General features: G+C 58.2%; 16 protein-coding genes and 1 other RNA gene. 10 read left to right on the top strand and 7 right to left on the bottom strand.

What is annotated here, in order from left to right; all coding sequences use genetic code 11:
* The first annotated feature begins 63 nt into the window (after nt 1-63).
* The 4 genes from metG (at nt 64) to rsmA (ending at nt 5,016) form a co-directional block, all read left to right on the top strand.
* Nucleotides 64-1,890, top strand: coding sequence for a methionine--tRNA ligase (gene metG, locus HMPREF2708_RS10185; RefSeq protein ID WP_070834143.1), 1,827 nt, complete (start codon nt 64-66; stop codon nt 1,888-1,890).
* A gap of 15 nt (nt 1,891-1,905) precedes the next feature.
* The gene (locus HMPREF2708_RS10180; RefSeq protein ID WP_070834142.1) at nt 1,906-2,730 is read left to right on the top strand and encodes a TatD family hydrolase; all 825 of its coding nucleotides are present in this window, start codon (nt 1,906-1,908) and stop codon (nt 2,728-2,730) included.
* 178 nt (nt 2,731-2,908) lie between these two features.
* A complete protein-coding gene (locus HMPREF2708_RS11400; RefSeq protein WP_070834141.1) occupies nt 2,909-4,048 on the top strand; it encodes a resuscitation-promoting factor in 1,140 nt (379 codons plus the stop codon).
* A 65-nt stretch (nt 4,049-4,113) separates the two neighbouring features.
* Nucleotides 4,114-5,016: a 16S rRNA (adenine(1518)-N(6)/adenine(1519)-N(6))-dimethyltransferase RsmA gene (rsmA, locus tag HMPREF2708_RS10170; RefSeq protein ID WP_070834140.1), complete on the top strand. Its 903-nt coding sequence runs from the start codon at nt 4,114-4,116 to the stop codon at nt 5,014-5,016.
* A gap of 12 nt (nt 5,017-5,028) precedes the next feature.
* Here rsmA and HMPREF2708_RS10165 read toward each other — a convergent pair whose 3' ends face one another.
* A complete protein-coding gene (locus tag HMPREF2708_RS10165) occupies nt 5,029-7,086 on the bottom strand; it encodes an acyltransferase family protein (protein WP_070834139.1) in 2,058 nt (685 codons plus the stop codon).
* Between the two features lie 246 nt (nt 7,087-7,332).
* Between HMPREF2708_RS10165 and HMPREF2708_RS10160 the strand changes: the two genes are divergently transcribed.
* Together HMPREF2708_RS10160 and HMPREF2708_RS10155 are read left to right on the top strand one after the other, a co-directional pair.
* Entirely contained in the window at nt 7,333-7,848 is a 516-nt protein-coding gene (locus tag HMPREF2708_RS10160; protein WP_070834138.1) for an NUDIX hydrolase, read from the top strand.
* Nucleotides 7,832-9,661 (top strand): ABC-F family ATP-binding cassette domain-containing protein, encoded by a 1,830-nt coding sequence (locus HMPREF2708_RS10155; protein ID WP_070834137.1) that lies wholly within the window; start codon nt 7,832-7,834, stop codon nt 9,659-9,661. Before HMPREF2708_RS10160 ends, HMPREF2708_RS10155 begins: the two co-directional genes overlap by 17 nt.
* 29 nt (nt 9,662-9,690) lie before the next feature.
* On the opposite strand, the gene HMPREF2708_RS10150 is transcribed toward HMPREF2708_RS10155, so the two are convergent.
* The 3 genes from HMPREF2708_RS10150 to HMPREF2708_RS10140 all read right to left on the bottom strand — a co-directional run bounded on the left by HMPREF2708_RS10150 (nt 9,691) and on the right by HMPREF2708_RS10140 (nt 13,260).
* Nucleotides 9,691-10,665, bottom strand: a complete 975-nt coding sequence (locus tag HMPREF2708_RS10150; protein ID WP_070834136.1) for a cation diffusion facilitator family transporter — start codon at nt 10,663-10,665, stop codon at nt 9,691-9,693.
* Nucleotides 10,666-10,685: 20 nt separating this feature from the next.
* Complete coding sequence (locus tag HMPREF2708_RS10145; protein ID WP_070834135.1) at nt 10,686-11,453, bottom strand: alpha/beta hydrolase family protein; 768 nt, start codon at nt 11,451-11,453, stop codon at nt 10,686-10,688.
* Nucleotides 11,454-11,616: 163 nt separating this feature from the next.
* Nucleotides 11,617-13,260: an AbgT family transporter gene (locus tag HMPREF2708_RS10140; RefSeq protein ID WP_070834134.1), complete on the bottom strand. Its 1,644-nt coding sequence runs from the start codon at nt 13,258-13,260 to the stop codon at nt 11,617-11,619.
* A gap of 176 nt (nt 13,261-13,436) precedes the next feature.
* Between HMPREF2708_RS10140 and smpB the strand changes: the two genes are divergently transcribed.
* Nucleotides 13,437-13,940, top strand: a complete 504-nt coding sequence (gene smpB / locus HMPREF2708_RS10135) for an SsrA-binding protein SmpB (RefSeq protein WP_038626299.1) — start codon at nt 13,437-13,439, stop codon at nt 13,938-13,940.
* Nucleotides 13,941-13,968: 28 nt separating this feature from the next.
* On the opposite strand, the gene HMPREF2708_RS10130 is transcribed toward smpB, so the two are convergent.
* Entirely contained in the window at nt 13,969-14,556 is a 588-nt protein-coding gene (locus HMPREF2708_RS10130; RefSeq protein WP_070834133.1) for a DUF3887 domain-containing protein, read from the bottom strand.
* A 163-nt stretch (nt 14,557-14,719) separates the two neighbouring features.
* Between HMPREF2708_RS10130 and ssrA the strand changes: the two genes are divergently transcribed.
* Nucleotides 14,720-15,104, top strand: a transfer-messenger RNA (tmRNA) gene (ssrA, locus tag HMPREF2708_RS10125).
* A 229-nt stretch (nt 15,105-15,333) separates the two neighbouring features.
* Nucleotides 15,334-17,160: a heavy metal translocating P-type ATPase gene (locus HMPREF2708_RS10120; protein WP_246840412.1), complete on the top strand. Its 1,827-nt coding sequence runs from the start codon at nt 15,334-15,336 to the stop codon at nt 17,158-17,160.
* Nucleotides 17,161-17,274: 114 nt separating this feature from the next.
* Here HMPREF2708_RS10120 and HMPREF2708_RS10115 read toward each other — a convergent pair whose 3' ends face one another.
* A complete protein-coding gene (locus HMPREF2708_RS10115; RefSeq protein ID WP_070834132.1) occupies nt 17,275-18,114 on the bottom strand; it encodes a GDSL-type esterase/lipase family protein in 840 nt (279 codons plus the stop codon).
* 263 nt (nt 18,115-18,377) lie between these two features.
* Nucleotides 18,378-18,959, bottom strand: coding sequence for a PPA1309 family protein (locus tag HMPREF2708_RS10110; RefSeq protein WP_070834131.1), 582 nt, complete (start codon nt 18,957-18,959; stop codon nt 18,378-18,380).
* A gap of 151 nt (nt 18,960-19,110) precedes the next feature.
* Here HMPREF2708_RS10110 and HMPREF2708_RS10105 point away from each other — a divergent pair, with 151 nt between their 5' ends.
* On the top strand, nt 19,111-22,095 hold the full coding sequence (locus tag HMPREF2708_RS10105) for a UPF0182 family protein (protein WP_070834130.1): 2,985 nt from the start codon (nt 19,111-19,113) through the stop codon (nt 22,093-22,095).
* Nucleotides 22,096-22,273 lie beyond the last annotated feature (178 nt).

Here is a 22,273-nt window from a genome sequence, read left to right as displayed (position 1 = left end):
TCATGAGGACTCCGTAAGGGACACAGTTCATCGCGATGGCAGGTCATCTATTACCCTGTTAGTATGTCTCGCATTTTCACAGCAGTTGCGTGGCCGTACGCTAACGGTCCGCGACATATCGGCCATGTTGCAGGTTTCGGAGTCCCCTCGGACGTTTTCGCTCGCTACCAGCGAATGATTGGCAATGACGTGCTGATGGTCTCCGGTACTGATGAGCATGGCACGCCGCTGCTTGTGCAAGCGGAGAAGGAAGGCGTTTCTGTCCAGGAATTGGCCGACCGTTACAACCGCCAGATTGTGCAGGACCTCGCGGGTCTGGGGCTTTCCTACGACCTGTTTACGCGCACTACCACGCGCAACCACTACGCGATTGTCCAGGAGCTCTTCCGCGGGCTTTACGAAAACGGCTACATGGTCAAGCAGACCACGATGGGTGCGATTTCCCCGTCGACAGGTCGGACGCTGCCGGATCGTTACATCGAAGGTACCTGCCCAATTTGTGGCGCTACCGGTGCCCGCGGCGACCAGTGTGACAACTGCGGTAACCAGCTTGACCCGGCCGATCTGATTGATCCGGTGTCGAAAATCAACGGCGAGACCCCGAAGTTCGTTGAAACTGAGCACTTCCTGCTAGACCTGCCAGCGCTGGCAGAGGCCTTGACCGAGTGGCTTCAGGAGCGCAAGGACTGGCGCCCTAATGTGCTGAAGTTCTCCCTGAACATCCTGAAGGACATCCGTCCGCGCGCAATGAGCCGTGACATTGACTGGGGTGTTCCGATTCCGCTGGAGGGCTGGTCGGAAAACGGAACCAAGAAACTCTACGTTTGGTTCGACGCTGTCGTCGGTTACCTATCCGCTTCCATTGAGTGGGCCTGGCGCATCGGTGACCCGGAAGCGTGGCGCAAGTGGTGGAATGACCCGGAGGCGCTGTCCTACTACTTCATGGGCAAGGACAATATCACCTTCCACTCCCAGATTTGGCCGGCTGAGCTGCTGGGCTACCGTGGCGAAGGCTCCCGCGGAGGCAAAGTCGGTCAGCTCGGTGAGTTGAACCTGCCGACGGAGGTCGTCTCCTCGGAGTACCTGACCATGTCGGGCTCGAAGTTCTCCTCTTCCAAGGGCGTTGTCATTTATGTGAAGGACTTCCTGGCGGAGTTCGGTTCGGATCCGCTGCGCTACTTCATCGCCATGGCTGGTCCGGAAAACCAGGACACCGACTTCACCTGGGATGAGTTTGTCCGCCGCGTGAATAACGAGCTGGCCAACTCCTGGGGCAACCTGGTCAACCGCACCGTGTCCATGGCTTTCAAGAACTTCGGTGAGGTGCCAACTCCGGGCGAGCTTACCGACGCTGACCGTGAACTGCTCGACCTGGCTGAGCGCTCCTTCGCCGAGGTGGGTGACGCACTTGCGCTGTCCCGTTTCCGCGCTGGTATCACTGCCGCAATGCACCTGGTCGGGGAGGCGAACGCCTACATTGCTGCGCAGGAGCCGTGGAAGCTGGCGAAGGACGAGTCCCAGCGCGAGCGTCTCGCCACCGTGTTGTGGACAGCGCTGCAGGTAGTCAGCGACGCCAATGTCCTGCTGACCCCGTACCTGCCGGAAAGCGCGCAGAAGGTCTTCGAGACCCTGGGCGGCGAGGGCATCTGGGCCGCAATGCCGGAAGTCCAGGAAGTCCAGGACGACATGCCGGTCGAACCGGTCGGCGCAGACCTGCCGGCAGAGGGCAGGAGCTACCCAATCATCACGGGTGACTACGTCAATCAGAAGGCCGCCTGGCATCGCTTCGACATTGAGCCGGGCACGCAGCTTGCCAAGCCGAAGCCGATTTTCACCAAGCTCGACTCTGAGTTGGCTGAGCACGGCCCTGAGTGGGCACAGGTGAAGTAGGGGCGCAGTAGAGGAATGGGAAAGCGCAAACGCAAAATTGCAGAACCCGCGGAGTACCTCACTCCGCTGTTTGACGCCCACACGCATCTCGCGTCCTGCGGCGCGCAAACTCCGGAGGAGATTGCGGCTCTCATGAATCGGGCTGCCGCAGCGGGCGTCGTCGGAGTCTGCACGGTCGGCGATGGCATGCCGGAAACCGAACTGGCTTTTGCCGCCGCACACGCGCACCCCAACGTCTGGGCCGCCGCCGCCATCCATCCGACGCGCGCACACGAGCTTGACGACGACGCCAAGGCCCGCCTAACCGAAATGGCTGCCGACCCCAGAGTCGTGGCCGTGGGCGAGACAGGATTGGATTGGTACTGGCTGGATTCTCTCGACGGCTGCGCGTCGAAGAGCGAACAGCTGGCTGCGTTGCAGTGGCATATGGAGCTCGCAGCAACCGTCGGCAAGCCGTTGATGATTCATAACCGCGACGCCGATGAAGATCTGATGGCGGCGTTGGACGGCTATGACAATACGGTCATTTTGCACTGCTTCTCCTCGCCCATTGAGGTTGCCCGCGAGGCCATTGCGCGCGGTTACCTGCTGAGCTTTACCGGAAACGTGACCTTCAAACGCAATGATGACCTGCGGCAGGCTGTGGCTGAGGCGCCGGCGGAGCAGCTGCTGGTGGAAACCGATGCCCCCTACATGACCGCGGAGCCGTTCCGAGGTGCGCGCAATGAGTCAACTTTTATTGGTCATCAGGCACGTGCGATGGCTGCGGCCCGAGAAATCGGGGCGGAGGAGATGGCACAGATTTTGACGGATAACGCACGTCGGGTGTACGGCATTTAAGCACGTGCTGGCGTATTGCCGCCCCTGAGCTGTGGAAATGCAGTCGGGGCGGTTTGTTGTATTTCCCGTCACTTTTATCGATATATTTTAGACAACACTGAATCTTTACCGTACTGTTACAAACTGTATTTCTTTCATCTGATAACTGCCCATCCTCCGAAAGGCTGTGACGAACCCCGTGAGTGCTGCGAAGAAGCGTCATCTCAATCGTGCTAACGACGGAGTCTCCACTTCGTCCAAGATCGCCGCTGGCGGTCTGGTCGCTGCTGTTGCTCTCGGTGGCACTGTCGCAGCATCCAACTACGACACCATCACCGTCGAGATTGACGGCAAGGTTGAGCAAGTTGCCACCTGGTCCAAGGATGACAAGGCCATTTTGCAGAAGGCCGGTATCGAGACCTCCGGCGGCGACCTTGTTCAGCGTCAGGGAGACCTCACCGACGGCGGCAAGCTGGTCTACCGCTCTGCCAAGCCGGTCACGATGATTGTCGATGGCAAGCCGCAGGAGCACAAGACCAATGCCATCACTACCGATGAGCTGATTGAAGGTCTGAAGAAGCAGGGGCTCATCTCCGATAAGGACAAGGTCGAGGTCGCAAAGGGCAAGATTCCCGCTAAGGGCATCGAGCTCGACGTTGTTCGTGCCAAGAATATTGTGCTTCACGACGATGCCAAGGACATTGACCTGACTGTCCCGGCTTTGACCGTCGGTGATGTGTTGGCTCAGCGTGGCATTGAGCTGCGTGAAGACGACACCGTTGAGCCGGGTCTGGATGCGCCGGTCACTGAAGGCATGCGCATCGCGCTGTCTCGTCTGATTGATAAGACCATCACCGAGACTGAGGAAATTCCAGCTCACGAGAACATCATTGAAGATGATTCGATGTTCGAAGACGAGCGCATCGTTGAGCAGGAGGGTGAGCCGGGCCAGGTAGAACGTCAGGTCAAGGTCACCTCTCGCGACGGCGAAGAGCTGGGCCGCGAGGTCCTGGAAGAAAAGGAGCTAAAGGCTCCGGGTATCTCCACTATCCGCCAGGGCACTAAGTCTCGCATCGCAGCTCCGGCTGCGGGCTACGGTGTGTGGGATCAGCTGGCCCAGTGTGAGTCCGGCGGTGACTGGGCTATCGATACCGGTAACGGTTTCTCCGGTGGTCTACAGTTCACCGATTCCACCTGGGCAGCTTACGGCGGTACTGAGTATGCACCGCGCGCATCGCAGGCTTCCCGTGAGCAGCAGATTGCTGTCGCTGAGCGCGTCCAGGCTGGTCAGGGTTGGGGTGCATGGCCTGCTTGCACCGCTTCCATGGGGCTTCGTTAAAGCTAGTTCAGACTAGCCAAAACGAGCTAAACCTATTTTTTCTTTTGACCCCGTAGTATCTAACTGTGACTAAAGCAGAAGTTTCTTTCCTGGGGCCGGTCGAAGTACGCGACTTAGCGGCGCAGTTGGATATTGTCCCGACGAAGAAATTGGGGCAGAACTTCGTCCACGACGCCAACACCGTGCGTCGAATTGTCGCTGCGGCGGACTTGCCGGTGGATTCCTACCCTGTTGAGGTCGGCCCCGGCTTGGGCTCGCTGACCCTCGGGCTGCTCGAACACTGCGGCCGCGCCGCGGCTGTTGAAATCGATCCTCGGTTGGCGGAGCGTTTGCCCCAGACAGTCGCTGAGCGCGCTGCCGGCTGCGCGCTAGAGCTCATTGAGAAAGATGCGTTGAAAGTCAGTCGCGAGGACTTTCGGACCGCCCCAGATGCGCTGGTGGCCAATCTGCCATACAACGTTTCTGTACCGGTGCTGCTGCACATGCTTGCCGAGCTCCCCACCATCCGCCGCGTGCTCGTGATGGTGCAGTCTGAGGTCGCTGACCGGCTGGCGGCTCAGCCGGGCTCCAAGATTTACGGCGTCCCCAGCGTCAAGGCCGCCTACTACGGCACAGTGCGTCGCGCCGGTGCCATTGGTCCGCACGTCTTTTGGCCGGTCCCGAAGGTTGATTCCGGGCTTGTGCGCATTGACTGCTACGCCCGCTCCGACGCTCCTGAGAACTCCAATGCCGCTGATGCCCCCGAGGCTTCGTGGGAGATTTCGCCGCAGTTCCGCGCGCGCCTTTTCCCGCTTATCGACGCTGCTTTTGCACAACGCCGCAAGACCCTCCGTGCGGCTCTATCGGGGATTTACGGATCTGGTGCCGCAGCCGAAGAGGCGCTTATGGCAGCGGGGATTGACCCCAAGCAGCGAGGAGAGAAGCTCGAAATTGCCGATTTCGTTCGCCTCGCTGAGGTCACTCGCTAAAAACTAGCTCAACTAGCTGTTGACAATCTTCTTAGCTGGTTTGTGGCCTGTGCCGTCCTCGGGGAAGGCGTGGGCCAAAGCGCTGGCGAAGCGCTTTGCACGCTCGGCGTTGCCCTTCGGTAGGTAGTGTGTGCCATCGCCAGGGATGAACCAGTCGTTGTGCTCCGAGACCTCCGAGGCCCAGTCCCAAATCGCGACATTCGGGTATTCCTTGGCGACTTCCTTCAACAGCTTGTTAAACAGCTTCATGTTGGCATTGTCGTAGTAGCTGTCTGCCGGCTGGTAGGTGCCGACCGTGTTCCACATGACCATCTGGTCCTTGAGAAGGTCCAGCATGGTGCGGATATTTGCCTTGATTTCCTCAGGGTTTTGTTCGTAGCCGTAGTCTGGCAACGCAGCGTAGTTCGCCGCGTCGTTGACGCCAGTGGCAATGACCCAGCAGGTATCCTCATCCTGGCCCATGCTCAACAATTCGGTGACTGACTGTACGGCGGAGGGGTAGTCCTGGTAGCCCTGGTTGGTCGCGCGGGCACCAAATACGCTGTCTGTCACTTCGCTTGCGCCACGGTCGAGGTAAGTCTGGAAGCCAGTGTCGGCGCCTTCCGGCACCTGGTTAGGGTCAAACAGACCAATGGAGGTCGAGTCACCTACATGAATGACCGTCGTACAGCGCATCCGCGCATTCTCGGACGTCTTCGCACCACCAGCTGATTTGCTTCCCGATTTAGACTTCTCCGAAGCGTCTTTCGGCAGTTCCATGGCTACACCGGCCACACCGGCTCCACCATTGCTACCGCCACGGTTGTCAGTACCGCTGAGAAGCACTGGTGTACCGATGACGATCAGTGCCAGCATCGTAATAGTCGAGGTCGCTGGAATGGCGCCCATGTAGTGGGGCACGTATTCCTTGGTGTCTTCGTTATCAGCACGGCGTGCACGGCGTGCCTGCAGGCGTTCACGCAACGGCTCGACAATGCCGTGACGACGAATCGGGTCTTCCAGCACCACCCAGCTGATGGCGGCCAGCAGTATAGAGCCGCCGAATACCAGTGCACTGGTCGCCCATGCGACAAGGGGGCTCTCCGCAGTCCCCGGCAGCCAGTGGCGGGGAAGAAAAGCGATGATGGGCATATGCCAGAGGTAGATACCGTAGGAACGCTCACCCAGCCAACGCAATGGGGCGGCTCCTAATACTCGGCTGAAGAGACTCTCGCGATTTAGCCCGGCCATGATAACCAGCACGCTCGCAATGGTCACGAGGATGAGGCCGCCCTGGTAGAGGAAGAGCCCCCGCTGCGAAGTCTGTGTAGCCAGCGCAAGAATGCTGGCGAGGCCGATTAAGCCCAACAGCCCGGATAGGCCACGGTTCAAGGTTGCGGTGACGCCCTCGTGACGTCGGAAAGCAAGGGCGATAGCGAGTGCCGCGCCGAGCAGTAGCCCACCTGCGCGAGTGTCGGTGCCTTCGTAGATGCGCGTGTGATCGGCACCGGCAGACGCAAGCCACCACATCAGTGCGAAGGAAACGACAGCCAGCGCAACAGTGGCGGCGACGATATGACGACGACCGCGCAGCACAGCAAAGAGCACGACCAGGATGATCGGCCAGATGATGTAGAACTGCTCCTCGATGGACAGTGACCACATGTGATCCAGCGGGCCGAGACCGGCGAACTTGTCAAAGTAGGATTCACCGGCAGCGATGGTATGCCAATTGTTCACGTAAAACAGTGCAGATAGTGCCTGCCAACCGGTCTTGGCGGTGTCCTCGGGGCGAAACGCGATGGTGAGGAACATGACCGCAATCAGCGTGGTGATAACGGCTGGTAGGAGTCGCCGGAAACGTCGGAACCAGAAGGTCTTTAAGCGGAAGGTGTCGTGGCGCAGCTTGGAATTAACCAGGTTTGTGGTGATTAAGTAGCCCGACAGGGTGAAGAAGACAGCGACTCCTAGTAAGCCTCCGTCAAAGCCTGGCACTGCCAGGTGGTAGAGGACTACGAGTGCGACGGCGATGGTACGGATCCCGTCGAGAGCCGGTACGTACTGCTCAGGGTGTTTTACTGGACGAGGCATAGCGGTAGGGGAGTTCTTTCAATAAATAAAAGCTTCAATAACTAAAAGCGCAGTGACGAAGTGTTGTCGCTGCGCCAGAACAATTTAGTGGCAAAAGAATATCCGTGAATTATAAATTACTGGTATTCACCATGTCTCATCGGTGCCTCCGCCTAGCACACCCTTTTGTAGTGAGCCCGGCACTAAAGTGGGAAGAAGTGAGAAGATGAGCCACAAGCAGAACTGAAAAAGGCAGGCACACCCTTCATGCACCGTGATGACAACCCCAGCAGGGCCGAAATCGGCCGGCGCGAACCGCGCGGCGTGGCTTGGACTAAGTTCTGGCCTGACGACGACGGTTGGGTGTGCAACTGCATAGTTTTCCGCGGTGACCGCTTGTTGCTTCTGCTGCGTGAATACGAGGGCTTCCTCGGGGGCCAGTGGGATTTGCCCGGTGGCAAGCTCGACGCGGGGGAGGAGCCCGTGGAGGCCGCTGTGCGCGAACTGCGTGAAGAGGCCGGCTTGCGCGCAGCGGAGGTCAGCGAATTTGCCCACTATTCCAATCCGGATTTGGGCGGGGAGAATTTCCGCTTCCACACCGCGACTTTTCTAGTACGCGAGGCTGACGACACGCAAAATGTCCAGCTCAGCGGCGAGCATCCGGAGTTTAAATGGGTAACCCGAGAGCAGTTCGAGGAGCTACCGGTGGCCTGGTATGTTCGGCGTGTGCTTGGCAACGTCGAATGGGGCACAATAAATACTCATCATGGCGAATCTGATTAATTGCGAGAATATTTCTAAGTCCTTCGGGCTCAAGACTCTGCTCGACGGCGTCAGCCTCGGCGTTCAAGAGGGCGACCGCATCGGCGTTGTCGGTTTGAACGGTGGCGGCAAGTCCACACTGCTGAAGATTCTGGCAGGCGTGGAGCCGGCGGACTCCGGACGTATTTCGCGAGCCAACGACATGGCCATGGCGCATGTCACCCAGGGCGCCGAGCTCGACCCGAATTCCACCGTGTTTGAGTGCGTCATTGCACCGCTGGGACTCGCTGAACACGAGTGGGCGGGTAACGCTTCCATCCGCGAGGTCCTCGATGGCATCGGTATTAATGACCTCGGTATGGATACTAAGGTCGCCAATCTCTCCGGTGGTGAGCGCCGTCGCGTTAACCTGGCGGCCGCACTCGTCCGCGATCTGGATTTGCTCATTCTCGATGAGCCAACGAACCACCTCGATATTGAGGGGGTGCAGTGGTTGGCCGATCATGTCCTTTCGCGCCGGGCAGCCCTGGTCGTCGTCACGCACGATCGTTGGTTCCTGGATACCGTTGCCACGAAGACGTGGGAAGTCCACGACGGCACCGTCGATTTTTACGATGGCGGTTACAACGACTGGACGTTCGCGCGTGCCGAGCGTGCGCGCCAAGCCGATGCCGCCGAGCAGCGTCGCCAGAACCTTGCGCGTAAGGAACTCGCGTGGTTGCGCCGGGGTGCGCCGGCCCGCACCTCGAAGCCTCGCTACCGCATCGAAGCAGCTGAGGCTCTCATCGCCGATGTCCCGGCGCCGCGTGATTCCGTGGAGTTGATGGCGTTTTCGCAGCGTCGACAGGGCAAGGTGGTCGTGGAGCTAGAGCATGCGTCCCTGGAAACGCCCGATGGTAGGGAATTGCTTAACGACGTCACGTGGCGTCTGGCCCCCGGCGAGCGCATTGGCCTGGTCGGTGTCAACGGCTCGGGTAAGACGACTTTGTTGCGCGCATTGGCGGGAGACTACCCCTTAAGCGATGGCAAACGGATTGAGGGCAAGACGGTGCGCCTGGGTTGGCTGCGACAGGAGCTCGATGATCTGCCACTGGATATGCGTGTGCTCGACGCTGTGGAGGACGTGGCGACCTACATTGACCTGGGCAAGAAGCAGATTAGCGCCTCGCAACTGGCGGAGCGACTGGGTTTTTCCCCGAAGCGGCAGCGCACCCCAATCGCAGACCTCTCCGGTGGTGAGCGCCGTCGCTTGCAACTCACACGTGTGTTGATGAGTGAGCCGAACTTCCTGCTGCTCGACGAGCCGACGAATGACCTGGATATTGACACGCTGCAGGAATTGGAAGATCTGCTGGACAATTGGCCGGGCACACTGGTGGTCATCTCTCACGACCGCTACCTGATTGAGCGTATTGCCGACTCGACCTGGGCCCTCTTCGGCGATGGCGAGCTGACGAACTTGCCAGGCGGGATTGGGCAGTACCTGGAGCGTCGCGCACAGCTGGCCGACTCGGCCGCTAGTGGCGGTGCCTCTCAAGCAAATGTCGGTAGTCCGCAGACCCGTGGCGCAGCTTCAGAGGAGGATACCTCGAAGCTCTCGGCTGCGGAAGCTCATGCTGTCCAGAAGAAGATGAGCGCCCTGGAGCGGAAGATGGCGAAGCTCAGCCAGCAAGAAAGTGAACTGCATGCGCAGATGGCGGAAGCGAGTGCTGACGTAGCCAACTTGGACACACAAAAGCTGGCGGACCTCGATCGCCGTGCTGCGGAGGTGGCTGAGCAGAAGGCAGAGCTGGAGATGGAGTGGCTGGAGCTAGGGGAGCAGCTCGAGGGCTAGCATCTTACTTCAGCTACTAGCCGAACAATCTAGGTATGAGCCGGGTACTCGTGGTCAGCGTGCCCGGTTCGTTCAATTTGCACCGTGGCGTGTTCAATCCCGTGGACGTCGTGAAGCAGTGCCTGCGCGCGGTCGAGCAATGCGTGCTCGTCGCCGTTGGGGAGCGTGTCGCAGCGCACGAGATGGACAGATGCCAGTAGGTCGCTGCCGTTGAGGGACCAGACGTGGAGATCGTGGACATCGACCACTCCGTCCAACTCAGACAGGTCAGCAGCAATTTTCTCCGTGTCGACGCCCTCCGGGGTGTACTCCAGCAACACGTGGAGACAGTCGCGCACCAGAACGGCGGCTCGGGGGACGATGAAGAGCGCAATCACGATAGAGACCACCGAGTCGATGGCAGTCCAGCCGGTGTATGCGATAGCGATAGCGGAGATAATGACGGCGACCGAACCAGCGGCGTCGACAAGCACGTGCAGATACGCGCCGCGGACGTTGACGCTTTCCTTTGCAGCACCGGCGAGCAGAAACGCCGCAATCACATTGGTGAGCAGGCCGATGACTGCGATGATGAGCATCGACGTGGTTTGAATCTCAGATTGCTCCACTGACCCGAATCGCCGGATTGCGCCCCAGAGAATCACAGCGGCAATGATGAAAACTGTCAGACCGTTGACGAGAGCAGTCAGAACCTCAACACGACGGTACCCGTACGTCGCGCGGTGATTGGCTCCGCGCTGGGCGATAGCCAATCCGGCAACTGCCATAAGCAGGCCTGCGGAGTCCGTCACCATGTGGCCGGCATCTGCCAGCAGCGCCAGTGAACCCGAGACCAAGCCACCGATGAGCTCGGCGAGAAATACGACAAGAGTTAGACCCGCAGCCGCGAGCAGGCGGCGGGCAGGAGTATTCGCGGGGTCAAAATGAGCGTGGTCATGGCCGTGACCGTGGCCGTGTGAATGACCGTGGCCGTGCGAGTGGCCAGAGTGTTCAGTCGTGTCCATAACCCCTAATGATAACGGAGTTATTCAGCCTCCGGAAGATAGCTGTCAGCCCACGCATAAATCAGGTCAGCGGCACGCGCAGCGGACTTAGCGCGAGTGAGCAAGTGGTCCGCGCGATCCAAGCTCATCAGAGACTTTGGATAGCGAGATACCTGGAAAATCTTCTGCGCACTGTCGATACCGACGGTCTGGTCGGTCGGAGAGTGCAGAATCAGAAGCGGCTTGCGCAGCTGGCTGAGATAGACCTCCGGGTTGTAGTCCGCCAACACTTCCAGGAACTCACGGGAGATCGGAATGCCGCGACCTTCAATCTGCAGAACCTGCGTGCCGTGCTCATCTACCGTCGAAATGTCACCGGCGATACGCACAATCGAGTGTGCCGGATCGAAGGGTGCACCGATTGTCGCTACCGCCTTGACCTTCGGCATATCGTGGCCGGCGTTCAGCGCCGCTGCGCCACCGAGCGAATGCCCAATTAGTAGTGACGGTGCCTCGAATTCTTCCTCCATGAACTCGTAGGCGGCCTTGAGATCATCAATGTTGGTCTGGAACGTCGTCTCACCGAAATCGCCAGTGGACTGCCCGAGGCCAGTGAAGTCGAACCGGAACGCCGCAATGCCCTTCTTCGCCAGCGCCTTGCAGGTGCGTGACGCGCCGGGCACCATCCGATTACACGTGAAGCAATGACCAAATAGCGCCCACGCGCGTGGCTTACCGTCCGGCAAATCAATTGATGCAGCCAGAGTCTCGCCGGTCGATCCCGTAAATTTTAGGTGCTTTGTTGGCATAGGTTATATCCGCGTCTCAGTGTGTGCTCAATGTGTGTACGTTTTCGCTTTACGACGCCCGTTGTGGTGGCGACCGTACGCAATATTAAGCCCGGGTGCCGCAAATAAGTGAGGGATTGGGCGAAAAATTCGACCAATCCCTCAATCTCCTAGTGGCTGTGAGTTAACGCACCGGAACCCCTGGCCCCAGCGGAATGCCCGCGAGGTACCACACGACAAAGAATAGGAACCAGCCCACCAGCATGCACAGCGAGTACGGGATAGCCAGCGACATCAGCGTGCCGACACCCGCAGGCTTGTAGTACTTCTGCAGGAAAGTCAGCGCCAGCGCAAAGTACGGCGACATCGGCGTAATGATGTTGGTCGGGGAGTCACCAATACGGAATAGCTGCTGGGAGACCTCTGGGGAGACGTTGACGTACATCAGCATCGGCACAACCACTGGCGCCATCAGAGCCCACTGTGCGGAGCCCGAGGTAATCAGCAGGTTGAGAACAGCCACCATCAGGACGAAGGCAGCAAAGAGCAACAGCGGCGGCAGATCCGCCTTGGTCAGGAATTCGGCGCCCTTGATAGCGGTCCACTGGCCGATATTGGACCACTTGAAGTAGGCCGTGAACTGCGAGACGGCGAAGAAGAGAACCATCATGGTTGTCAGTGTGCCCAGGCCGCGTTCCATGAATGCCGGCACATCTGCGGAAGAGGTGATGGTCTTGGCACCGATACCGTACGCAATACCGACGACGGTGAAGAACAGAGCGATGGATACCACGACGTCGGTAAGCAGTACGGAATTCAAGATGCCGTCGCCCTCGCCGCGCAAGGGCGAGCCTGGGATAAATAGGGCGGCGAACCACAGTGCCAGGAAGATGACGGCGACGAAATTGCCGTAGCGCAGGCCACGTCGTTCGGCATCGTTGAGGATTAGCTTGTCGCGGCCATTGCTGGAGCTGCTAGATGCGGTGTTCCGCTCCTCCTTCTTGGCGTTTTCCTCGGCAGCTTCCTCCGAAGCGCCCGGTTTGGTGAATTCCGCGGCATCGTGGTCAATGTGGTCGTCGTGGACGGTCTTTTCCACGTGCTTGGTAATAAACAGCTCAGTCACTGCTGTAATAATCAGTGCCAGCACAATCGACGAGGCCATGGTGAAGAAGTAGTTGGCCAGCGGTGAAACCAGGTACTCTGAATCCACGAATTGCGCCGCATGCGTGGAGATACCCGCCAGCAGCACATCGGTGATGTTCAGCACCAGCGACGAGTTGAACCCGGCCGACGAGGCGGCAAAGGCGACCATGGCACCGACAATGGGGTTGCGCCCGGCGGCGGAAAAAGCGGCGGCACCCAGCGGAATGAGGATCACGTAGACGGCATCGGAGGCAATCGAACCGGTCACGCCTGCCAAAGCGACGATGAACGTCAGCAGGATTGGGGAGTGAACCTTGGCGATAGCTGCTCGAATTGCCGAACCGATATAGCCGGAGTATTCAGCAATTGCCACACCGAGCATGCACACCAGAATCAGGCCGACTGGAGCGAACTCAGTGAAGTTTGTTACCGCTTCCGAGACCATCTTCTGCAGGTATTCCGCGGTTGCGAGGCTTTCCACCTCGATGATGTCGCCCGACGCGGGATCCTTGGCCTGCATACCCGCAGCCGCACCGAGCCACGAAGAAACGATGACTACACCAGCAAGGATCACGAATAGCCAAAACGGATTTGGCAGTGCGTTGCCGATACGTTCAAGTGTGGCTAGGAACCCCTTTGGCTTCGGTGGCGCTTTGTCCGGTTCCAACGTTTTTGACTGTCCCATTTATAAATCCCTCTGTGTTAGACGTTGGTAAAAGGTTAGGGGAAAGTAAGTTGCGTCACAACGTAAAAGGCCAGAGGCATATATATGTTGGCTGCAAGGAGGCGCACAAGGGAAAGTTAAGGGAATAGTAAGGGAATAGCTGTAGTGCACCTTCTTCGACTAGAGTTGAGCAGGTTATGGGCAAGAAGAAGTCGAAGAAAGAAAAGGTCAGCGCCAACAACGCGGTGGTGGCCACCAATCGTCGTGCCCGCCATGACTACAATATTCTGGACACCTACGAATGCGGTGTCGTTCTCGTGGGCACTGAGGTCAAGGCGCTGCGCGAGGGCAAAGCATCGCTTAACGACGCCTTCGCGACCATCGACGACGGCGAAGTGTGGCTCCGCGGGCTGCATATCCCGGAGTACTCCTACGGTTCGTGGACGAATCACTCACCGCGTCGCTCGCGCAAGCTGTTGTTGCACCGCAAGGAGATTGACACCCTGTGGGGCAAGGTCCGCGATGGCAACAACACACTTGTACCCCTGAAGCTGTATTTCACCGACGGCCGCTTGAAGGTCGAGCTCGCACTCGCCCGCGGTAAGCAGGACTATGACAAGCGCCAGGACATCAAGCGCCGCACGGAGGAGCGCGAAGCTACTCGTGCGCTGGGCCGCCGTGTGAAGGGCATCAAGGGGTAGAAGAGGTCTTCATTAGAAGAGACCCTTTTTAGAAGGGGAACTCAGTCGCATCGACTGGGAGGATGAGTAGGCCAATGACGTTTTCGTGACGGTCAAAGGCAACTCGAGCCATCCATTCGCCAGCCTCATGTTTGAGGGTGGTGATGACGAGACTTGTGCCGAGAATCTTCGACAGGAGTTTCTGCGAGGTCGGTTCCTTAGTCCTGGTTCCCCCGAGGCTGGTGACTTGGGTGTCGTCGAAAGATTCGAACGCCCCAGTCTCGGTGAGAACATCTTCCCAGGCAGAGTAGATAGTGGACCAGGGGAGATCCTTCCGGAGCTTTGGGGAAACCATGCTTACGGTTTCTGCTTCTTCGCCGTTGATGATGTGGCGAAGGAATTTTTCGCCGAGCTCGGCGATATGTGTAGTTTTTGTGGCAGTCATTAATTCTCCTGATACGGGGTCTGGGACACTTCCGAACCGCTTGAATGCCGCCTGCCGGGAGATATTGAGTGCATTTCCAATCTCTGCCCATGAGTGGCCCGCTGCGCGAGCCTGCGCCACGGCATCCTCGAGTTCTTGTTCGGCAATGTTCTTTGCTTGCAGTCGGTGACGGATTGTCGTCAATGGATCCATGACTGCAGTCAACCATAGGTTGACGCCAGCGTCAACCCGGAGTTGACATTTGGGCGGGGCTGTGGGGCTTGCGGCGAAGCTTGTTGACTTTTCTCGTCGTAAAGCGTTATTCTTGAACATCCTTTGAGTGCTTCGCACATTCCCGCACTCGAAGGCATTGTATGGGGCTGACATGGTTTCGACACCGTACAGTGAGCCAGGGGAAGCGTGCCGGTGCAGGCTAGAGACCACCGTTTAAGCGTCGTAGCAACTGATTAAGCGCCGAGAACACTCAGCGCGACTACGCTCTCGCTGCCTAATTAAGCGACTAGCGTGTCTGTCAGGCCGGGCTTGCCCTTTGGTCCGGACCCTGGCATCGACTTAAAAGGGCTCGCCCGATGGGTGTGCCGTAAGGCTCATCGGGGATCTTCTTACTTGCGGCTGGGCCCGTCATTCGGACATGTTTGCCTGAGCCGAAGGGTCGAGTAGAGGCGATCGTGCGAACTGCGCACGGAGAAGCCCTGGCGAGTTGGCGGTGGACCCGAGTTCAATTCTCGGCAGCTCCACGGATAGAAAATCCCCGGCCGTAATGGTCGGGGATTTTGCTTTTTATATTTTTTATGTCGTGTAATTGTATTTTTAAACTTATCAGGCACTGTAGAGTAAAAGACGTAAGGTAATGCTCATTGAACAATTTGAATTGAGCCCTTTGAACTCGAAAAATGCCCAATAGCCTGGCATTATAGGGGTGTGGGTAATGCGAGCAATATTTTAAAGGAATATCGCCTTTTGTTTGCGGTGGCAATCGAACTAATTGTTGTTCTTATCCTGTATTTCGTAGGTTTAACGGCTGCTGCCCAAGTTGTTGCAACAGTCTTTGTTGGATTCGTCATTATTTTGACAGCATTCGACATGGCAAAGCAGATAATACGCCGGGAATTCGGGTTAGATATTCTCGCTGTTATTGCAATGGTTGCGACCCTTGCGGTGGGGGAATATATCGCGGCATCGATTATTGCTCTAATGCTCACCGGCGGTGAGGCATTGGAAAACTACGCGGCCTACCGCGCAAAGCGGGATTTGCGCAGTCTTCTCGACCGCGCACCGCATATGGCGCGTCGTCTGCCGTCGCTGGATGCGGCGCCGGATGATGCGGAGGAAATCCCCATTGAGGATGTCGCAAAAGGCGACTACCTGCTGGTACGTCCTTCGGAGGTCGTTCCGGTTGATGGTGTGACTTTTGATAAAACGTCGGTCGACGAGTCTTCGCTGACGGGTGAGGCTGGCTCGGTTCATAAGAATGTCGGGGACACGATTCTGTCAGGTTCCGTCAATGGAACGCAGGCAATTCGTATTCAAGCCTCCAAGTCAGCGGCAGATTCTCAGTACCAGAGGATTATCGCGCTGGTCCGACAGGCAGAAGATCAGCAGGCACCTATTGTGCGTGTGGCGGATCGCTACGCGGTGCCGTTTACGGTAGTTTCGCTGCTCATCGCAGCGGTGGCATGGTTTATGAGTGGTGATCCCGTGCGCTTCGCTGAGGTACTCGTTCTGGCGACCCCGTGTCCGCTGCTGATTGGTGCTCCAGTGGCGTTCCTCGGTGGTATGAGTCGTGCATCCAACGCCGGCGTGATTGTCAAGGGCGGTGCCGTCCTAGAGAGTCTTGCTGCTGCTAAATCGATTGCTTTCGATAAGACCGGCACGCTGACCTACGGTCACCCAACGGTCGCTGAGATTCACGCGGTAGATATCGAGCGTGACCAGATGCTTGCTTATGCTGCGGCAGCCGAGCAGTTCTCCACGCACGTCCTGGCCGATAGTATTATTCAGGCCGCCGAAGGGCTGGAACTCCCAGTGGCCGAAGATGGTATGGAAGTAGATGCTGAAGGTGTGGAGGCCACGGTAGCTGGGGTGAAGGTGCGCGTCGGCAAGCTGGACTTTATTCGTCGGGTAGCGCCGGAAGTCAGGGAAATTGCCTTCCGTCATGGGCAGACGGCGGCGTACGTCACCATCGACAATAAGTATGCCGGCGCGCTAATCCTGGATGACCAGCCACGCACAAATGCAGCGGAGCTAGTGAGTGCGCTTCAGCACCATGGCTTTGAACGGACTGTGGTGCTTACCGGCGACAATGCCAATACCGCGCATGCAATCGCAGGTCAGGTCGGTATTCCCGAATACCATGCTTCGCTGCTGCCGCAGGACAAGGTGCGCCTGTTGAAGGAGATGGAGCCGCACCCGGTCATCATGGTGGGCGACGGGATTAATGATGCCCCGGTGCTCGCAGCTGCTGGCGTCGGTATTGCCATGGGCGCGCGCGGTGACACGGAAGCCTCCGAGGCCGCAGATGTGGTCATCACTCGCGACGATATCTCGCGAGTGGCACGAGCTATTGATATTGGTCGCTGGACGCTGACCGTAGCCAAGACAGCCATTTGGATTGGTATCGTGCTTTCCGTTGCACTGATGCTTATTGCGGCATTCGGCTACATCCCAGCAGTGGTCGGTGCACTACTGCAGGAGGTTATCGACCTAGCAACAATTCTCTACGCCCTCCGCGCGCTGAAGGGAAGAGAACGAATCAAGGTCACTGCAGAGGCGGACGTGGCGGAAGCGAAAGTGTAGAACGGCGCCCGCCGCGCACGGTACGGCAAAACCCTCGACCCCACTTTTTCAAAAGCGGGTCGAGGGTTTTATTTTTCAGAATCCTTCAAAACGCCTGAGCGACGTTGAGAAGTCTTAGAAAGTGCCCTTGTAGACGTTGGCGATAGTGGTGCCAGTAACTGCCGAGCCGTGGAAAGTCGGGTGGTTGGTCATGTTGTAGGAAGCAACATCGGTATCCAGGATTGCGGAGACCTGACGCTCACCGTCCGGGCCACACATTGCGACGTCGATGTGGGTAACTTCCTTCATGTTGACGAAACCAATGCCGGATTCAGCGGCAGCGCGCTGCTGACGGTTCTGCAGAGCCATCTCAAAGTCGTGCAAGCCAGCAGCCGGAATATGCGGTGCAAAACCTGCGGCGTTAACCGGGCAGGCGTAATGAGTCGGGTCATTGGAAGTGAAAGCCGGGTAGCCAATCAGCATGACGCGGGCAGTCGGGTTAGCGGCCTTGATTTTCTCCACAGCAGCCACAACGTTGGTGGTGTACAGGTCATCCTGAACCGGCATTGGCAGGACTGCGCCCTGCATCGCGTCATTGGCACCAACGTAGATGGTCACCAGCTGGGTAGCCGGGCCGAGGGAGCCCTGAGCGATGGCGTTGTCAACCTGGCCCATCAGGGACTTCTGCGGCTGAGTTGGCATGAAAGCGGTGGTGCCATTGCAGGAGTAGTCGTGCAGTTCAAGGCCAGTCTCACGGGCAACGTGAGAGCCGATGTTCGAAACCGAAATTGGGCAGCCACCACGGCCCGGCACGGCCGGATCGGACTGGCCCGGGTTAGCAGCGAAGGAATCGCCGAAGGCAACGTAGTTACCAGTAGGAAGAGCGTTGGCAACACCGCCAGCCAGGAGGGAGGCTGCCAGCGCAGAAGCTGCAGCTGCCGAAGCTGCTGCACGGCGAACAACGTTGTTCTTCATAATTAAAAACCTCTTAGTTGAAAACCAATAGAAGGAAAAACTCGCGCTACACTCGCGATTTCTTCGCCACAGACCGTCCCTGTAAGAACCCAGTCCGACAGAACCCAGTCCGACAGAACCCTGAGCGGATACTTAGAGACGCGCCTTTATCACTTTGTTATACAACTAGGTTCTAGTCCTGATGTCAACCGGAATCAGCTAGTTATATGGATATTCGGCGCTTTCAACGCCTCTTGTTTGTCTCTTATCGCTGGTAGGTGGATTTATGAGGCGCTTCCGAACGTGGAATACAACGCAGCGATGACACCATCGGCTACCCCAGAACCATCTTTTAGCTCAATCTCATCTTCAGCAAAGGGGCCACGCTCATCCAGTTCCGCTTCTGTGGGGCGCGGCTGAATCAGCGTTAGGTGTGGACCTTCGCTGATAACACCACTGAAAAGACGTGCCTGGCGAGCCGCTTCACCATCCGCCTGTGCCCGGACCTCGTCCAGGGATGCACCCTCAAAGCTGTCCGCCCGCTCCGGGGCGATGACCATAATTTCCTGCGCCAGCACGGCACCAACGACACCTGCCGGCCACGATGTCCGAGCGATAAAGTCCGCCAACTCAGGGCTACCACCTTCAATTCCCTCGGGGAGAGGTTCCTGCGCAACGACAGTCAGCGGGGCGCTGTCAATCAGCTCGTCGGCAAGCACGTCGGCAAGCGCGGCGGTGGGGACGAGGGCGAAGAGACTCGGGGCGCGGTCCCAACCTTCGGCGTGGACGTATTCGACAGCCTCGCGTACGGCGCGATTGAGTGCCTGCTGGCTGAGATGAGTCTGAGTTCCGCTGTTTTCGCTCATGACGCTTGACGACGCCCCTTTCCTGGCAACGCTGTATTAACAGCATCCTTAGTCAAATGTTAGGAACTTTATTTAGAGTAGATGACAGATAAGCGTACGACCGACTTACCAGCTCGCTGGCAAGTCAAGTTCAACTTGGACAGGAGAGACGTTGTCTCTAAACCAGACTCGACCGAGACGATCGGCGGGTGGCCGCCCGGGGTGGCTGGCAATTACCGTGTTGGTGATTGCCGCGCTGACCTTTGTCATTCCCATTGCCGTCAACTTTTATACGGACTTTCAGTGGTTCGGTGAAGTGGACTATCGAGGGGTATTCGCCACCACGTGGCTCACTCGTATCGTCCTGTTTGTCATCGTAGGCCTGATAACGGGCGCGCTGACATTTCTATCTATGTGGTTGGCGTGGCGCTCGCGTCCCGTCGACCTGGGGCTGACGGACCCGCGCAGCCCGCAGGCCGTATACCGACGAATGGCTGAATCCGGTTCGAAGTCGATGTTCACCACGCTGCCTGTTGTATTCGGTGTACTCGGTGGCCTTGTGGGGCAGGGCAATTGGCAGACGGTGCAGCTGTTCTTAAACCGACAGTCCTTCGGTGAGACGGACCCGCAGTACGGCAAGGACTTGGGCTTCTATGCGTTCCAGTTGCCGCTGTGGTCGTACATCGTGTCGACGCTGGTTGTCCTGGTAGTTATTGCGTTCCTGCTGTCGCTGGTGACGCATTACTTCCTTGGTGGTATCCGCCCAGGTAATCCGACTACAGGGGAGAAGACCCGCGTTTCCAATGCAGTTCGTGCGCAGTTGGCGTGCTGGGCCGGTGTTTTCATGCTGCTCAAGGCCGTGTCTTATTGGCTGGATCGCTATGAGCTGCTGAATAACAAGCAGAAGACTTTCACCGGTGGTTCCTACACCGATATCAACGCGCTGCTGCCGGCAAAGATTACGCTGCTGGTCATCGCGATTGTCGTGGCCGCTGCATTCTTCGCAGCCATTTTCCTGCGCAATCTTTCCATCCCGGCGTTTGCCACCGTGCTGATGTTGGTTTCCGCCGGTCTGATTGGCGTGGCCTGGCCGATGGCAGTTGAGCAGTTCTCGGTTAACCCGAACCGTGCGTCCAAGGAGCGCGAGTACATCGCGCGCAATATTGAATCGACGCGCTACCACTACGGGCTTACCGACGACAAGGTGAAGGTCGAGCGCGACTGGGGTGTTCCGGCTGAAAAGGAAGGCGATAAGAAGGCGGCAAAGGAGGGAGCGGATTCGATTTCGCGCGATGCCGCTACTCTGGCCAATATCCGAATCCTGGATCCGGAGGTCCTGCCGCGTACCTTCACGCAGCAACGTCAGCTGAAGAACTTCTACGGTTTCTCCGATCCGCTTGCCATTGACCGCTACCAGATCGATGGCGCGTCCCGTGACTTCATCGTCGCTGCTCGTGAGCTGAACCCGCAGACGCTGCAGGGCAACCAGACTGACTGGATCAACCGTCACACGGTCTACACCCACGGCAACGGTTTCGTTGCTGCACCGGCTAACAAGGTCGATGAGGTTGCCTCCGAGTCCGGTTCCGCCCGCGGTGGTTACCCGTTGTACACCGTGGCTGACCTGTTCGAGTCCGAGGACCCGAACGGCATGAACCTGAACCTGAAGCAGCCGCGTATCTACTACGGTCCGGTTATCGCCAACAGCGATGCCGACTACGCGATTGTCGGCGGCAATGGTGACGGCAAGGACTACGAGTACGATGCTGACGGCCGAAACTTCACCTACGACGGTGAGGGCGGTGTTGGCGTTGGCGGACTTGCCAGCCGCATGATTTTCGCCACCCGTTACCAGGAACTCAACATCCTGCTGTCCGACCGCATTGGGCCGGATTCCAAGATCATTTACAACCGCGATCCGCGTGACCGTGTTCAAAAGGTTGCCCCATGGCTGACTACCGACACCAAGACGTACCCGGCTGTAGTCGATGGCCGTATGAAGTGGATCGTCGACGGCTATACCACGCTGGCCAAGATGCCGTACTCCCAGCGCATGAGTCTTCAGGAGACCACGCAGGACTCCATTAACCCGGATGGCACTCCACGCCCGCTGCCGAACAGCGAGGTCAGTTATATCCGCAACTCGGTCAAGGCGACCGTCGATGCCTACGATGGCACCGTTGAGCTCTACGAGTTCGATGAGAAGGATCCGGTGCTCAAGGCCTGGGAAGGCGTCTTCCCAGGTGTGGTGAAGCCGAAGGCTGAAATTACGGAAGAACTGCAGGAGCACCTGCGTTACCCGGAGGACTTGTTTAAGGTTCAGCGTGAGCTGATGGCCAAGTACCACGTCAGCGATCCGGGTGTGTTCTTCGCCAACGATTCCTTCTGGTCCGTCCCGTCCGATCCGACCGCACCGGAAGAGAAGAATCTCTCCCAGCCGCCGTACTACGTTGTCGCTTCCGATCCGGAGACTGGTAAGCCGAGCTTCCAGCTGATTTCCGCTTTCCGTGGTCTGGAGCGCGAGTTCCTCGCCGCCCAGATGAGTGCTTCCTCCGATCCGGAGACGTACGGTCAAATCACCATCCGTGCCCTGCCGACCAACACCCAGACCATGGGTCCACGTCAGGCGCAGGACACGATGATGTCCGCAGATGAGGTCGCCCAGGACCGCACCCTGCTCGAGGGGACGAACGTGGTCACCAACGGTAACCTGCTGACGCTGCCGGTTGGTGATGGCGAGATTCTCTACGTCGAACCGGTCTACACCCAGCGCAAGGGCCAGGAGACCGCATTCCCGAAGCTGCTGCGCATTCTCGTTGCTTACCGCGGTCAGGTGGGCTACGGTGCCACGGTTACTGAGGCTCTGAGCCAGGTTGGTATCGACGCTTCCGCTGTGACCAAGGTTCGCGGTGAGGAAGAGGCCGAGGAGCAGCCGGAGGATAAGGACAAGGGCGCCGCCGCCGAGTCCGACGACGAGGCGCCGAAGGAAGAGCGCAAGGTCGATGTCGCCGCGCGTGACGACGCCGCTCGCCGTATCTCCGATGCGCTACAGAAGCTTAACGACGCCCAGAAGAACGGTGACTATGCAGCCCAGGGCCAGGCACTTGCTGAGCTCGACCGCGCTGCCGCTGACTACCAAAAGGCCAACGGGCAGTAAGGTTTACAGAGAGTAAGGCGCGCAACGAGAGATTAGCCGAGAATCATAGGTTCTTATGGTCTATAGGATCCCCAGGTTGTAGCGAAACCCGCTATGACCTGGGGATTGGTCTTTGTTGGGACCTCCGTGCTACAGTTACTTCTCGTTGGCCAGAGAGGTCAGCACCCGCTGTGAGTGC

Source organism: Corynebacterium sp. HMSC073H12, from assembly GCF_001837775.1.
Lineage (GTDB): Bacteria > Actinomycetota > Actinomycetes > Mycobacteriales > Mycobacteriaceae > Corynebacterium > Corynebacterium amycolatum.
This window is presented reverse-complemented; position numbering and strand designations above follow the sequence as displayed.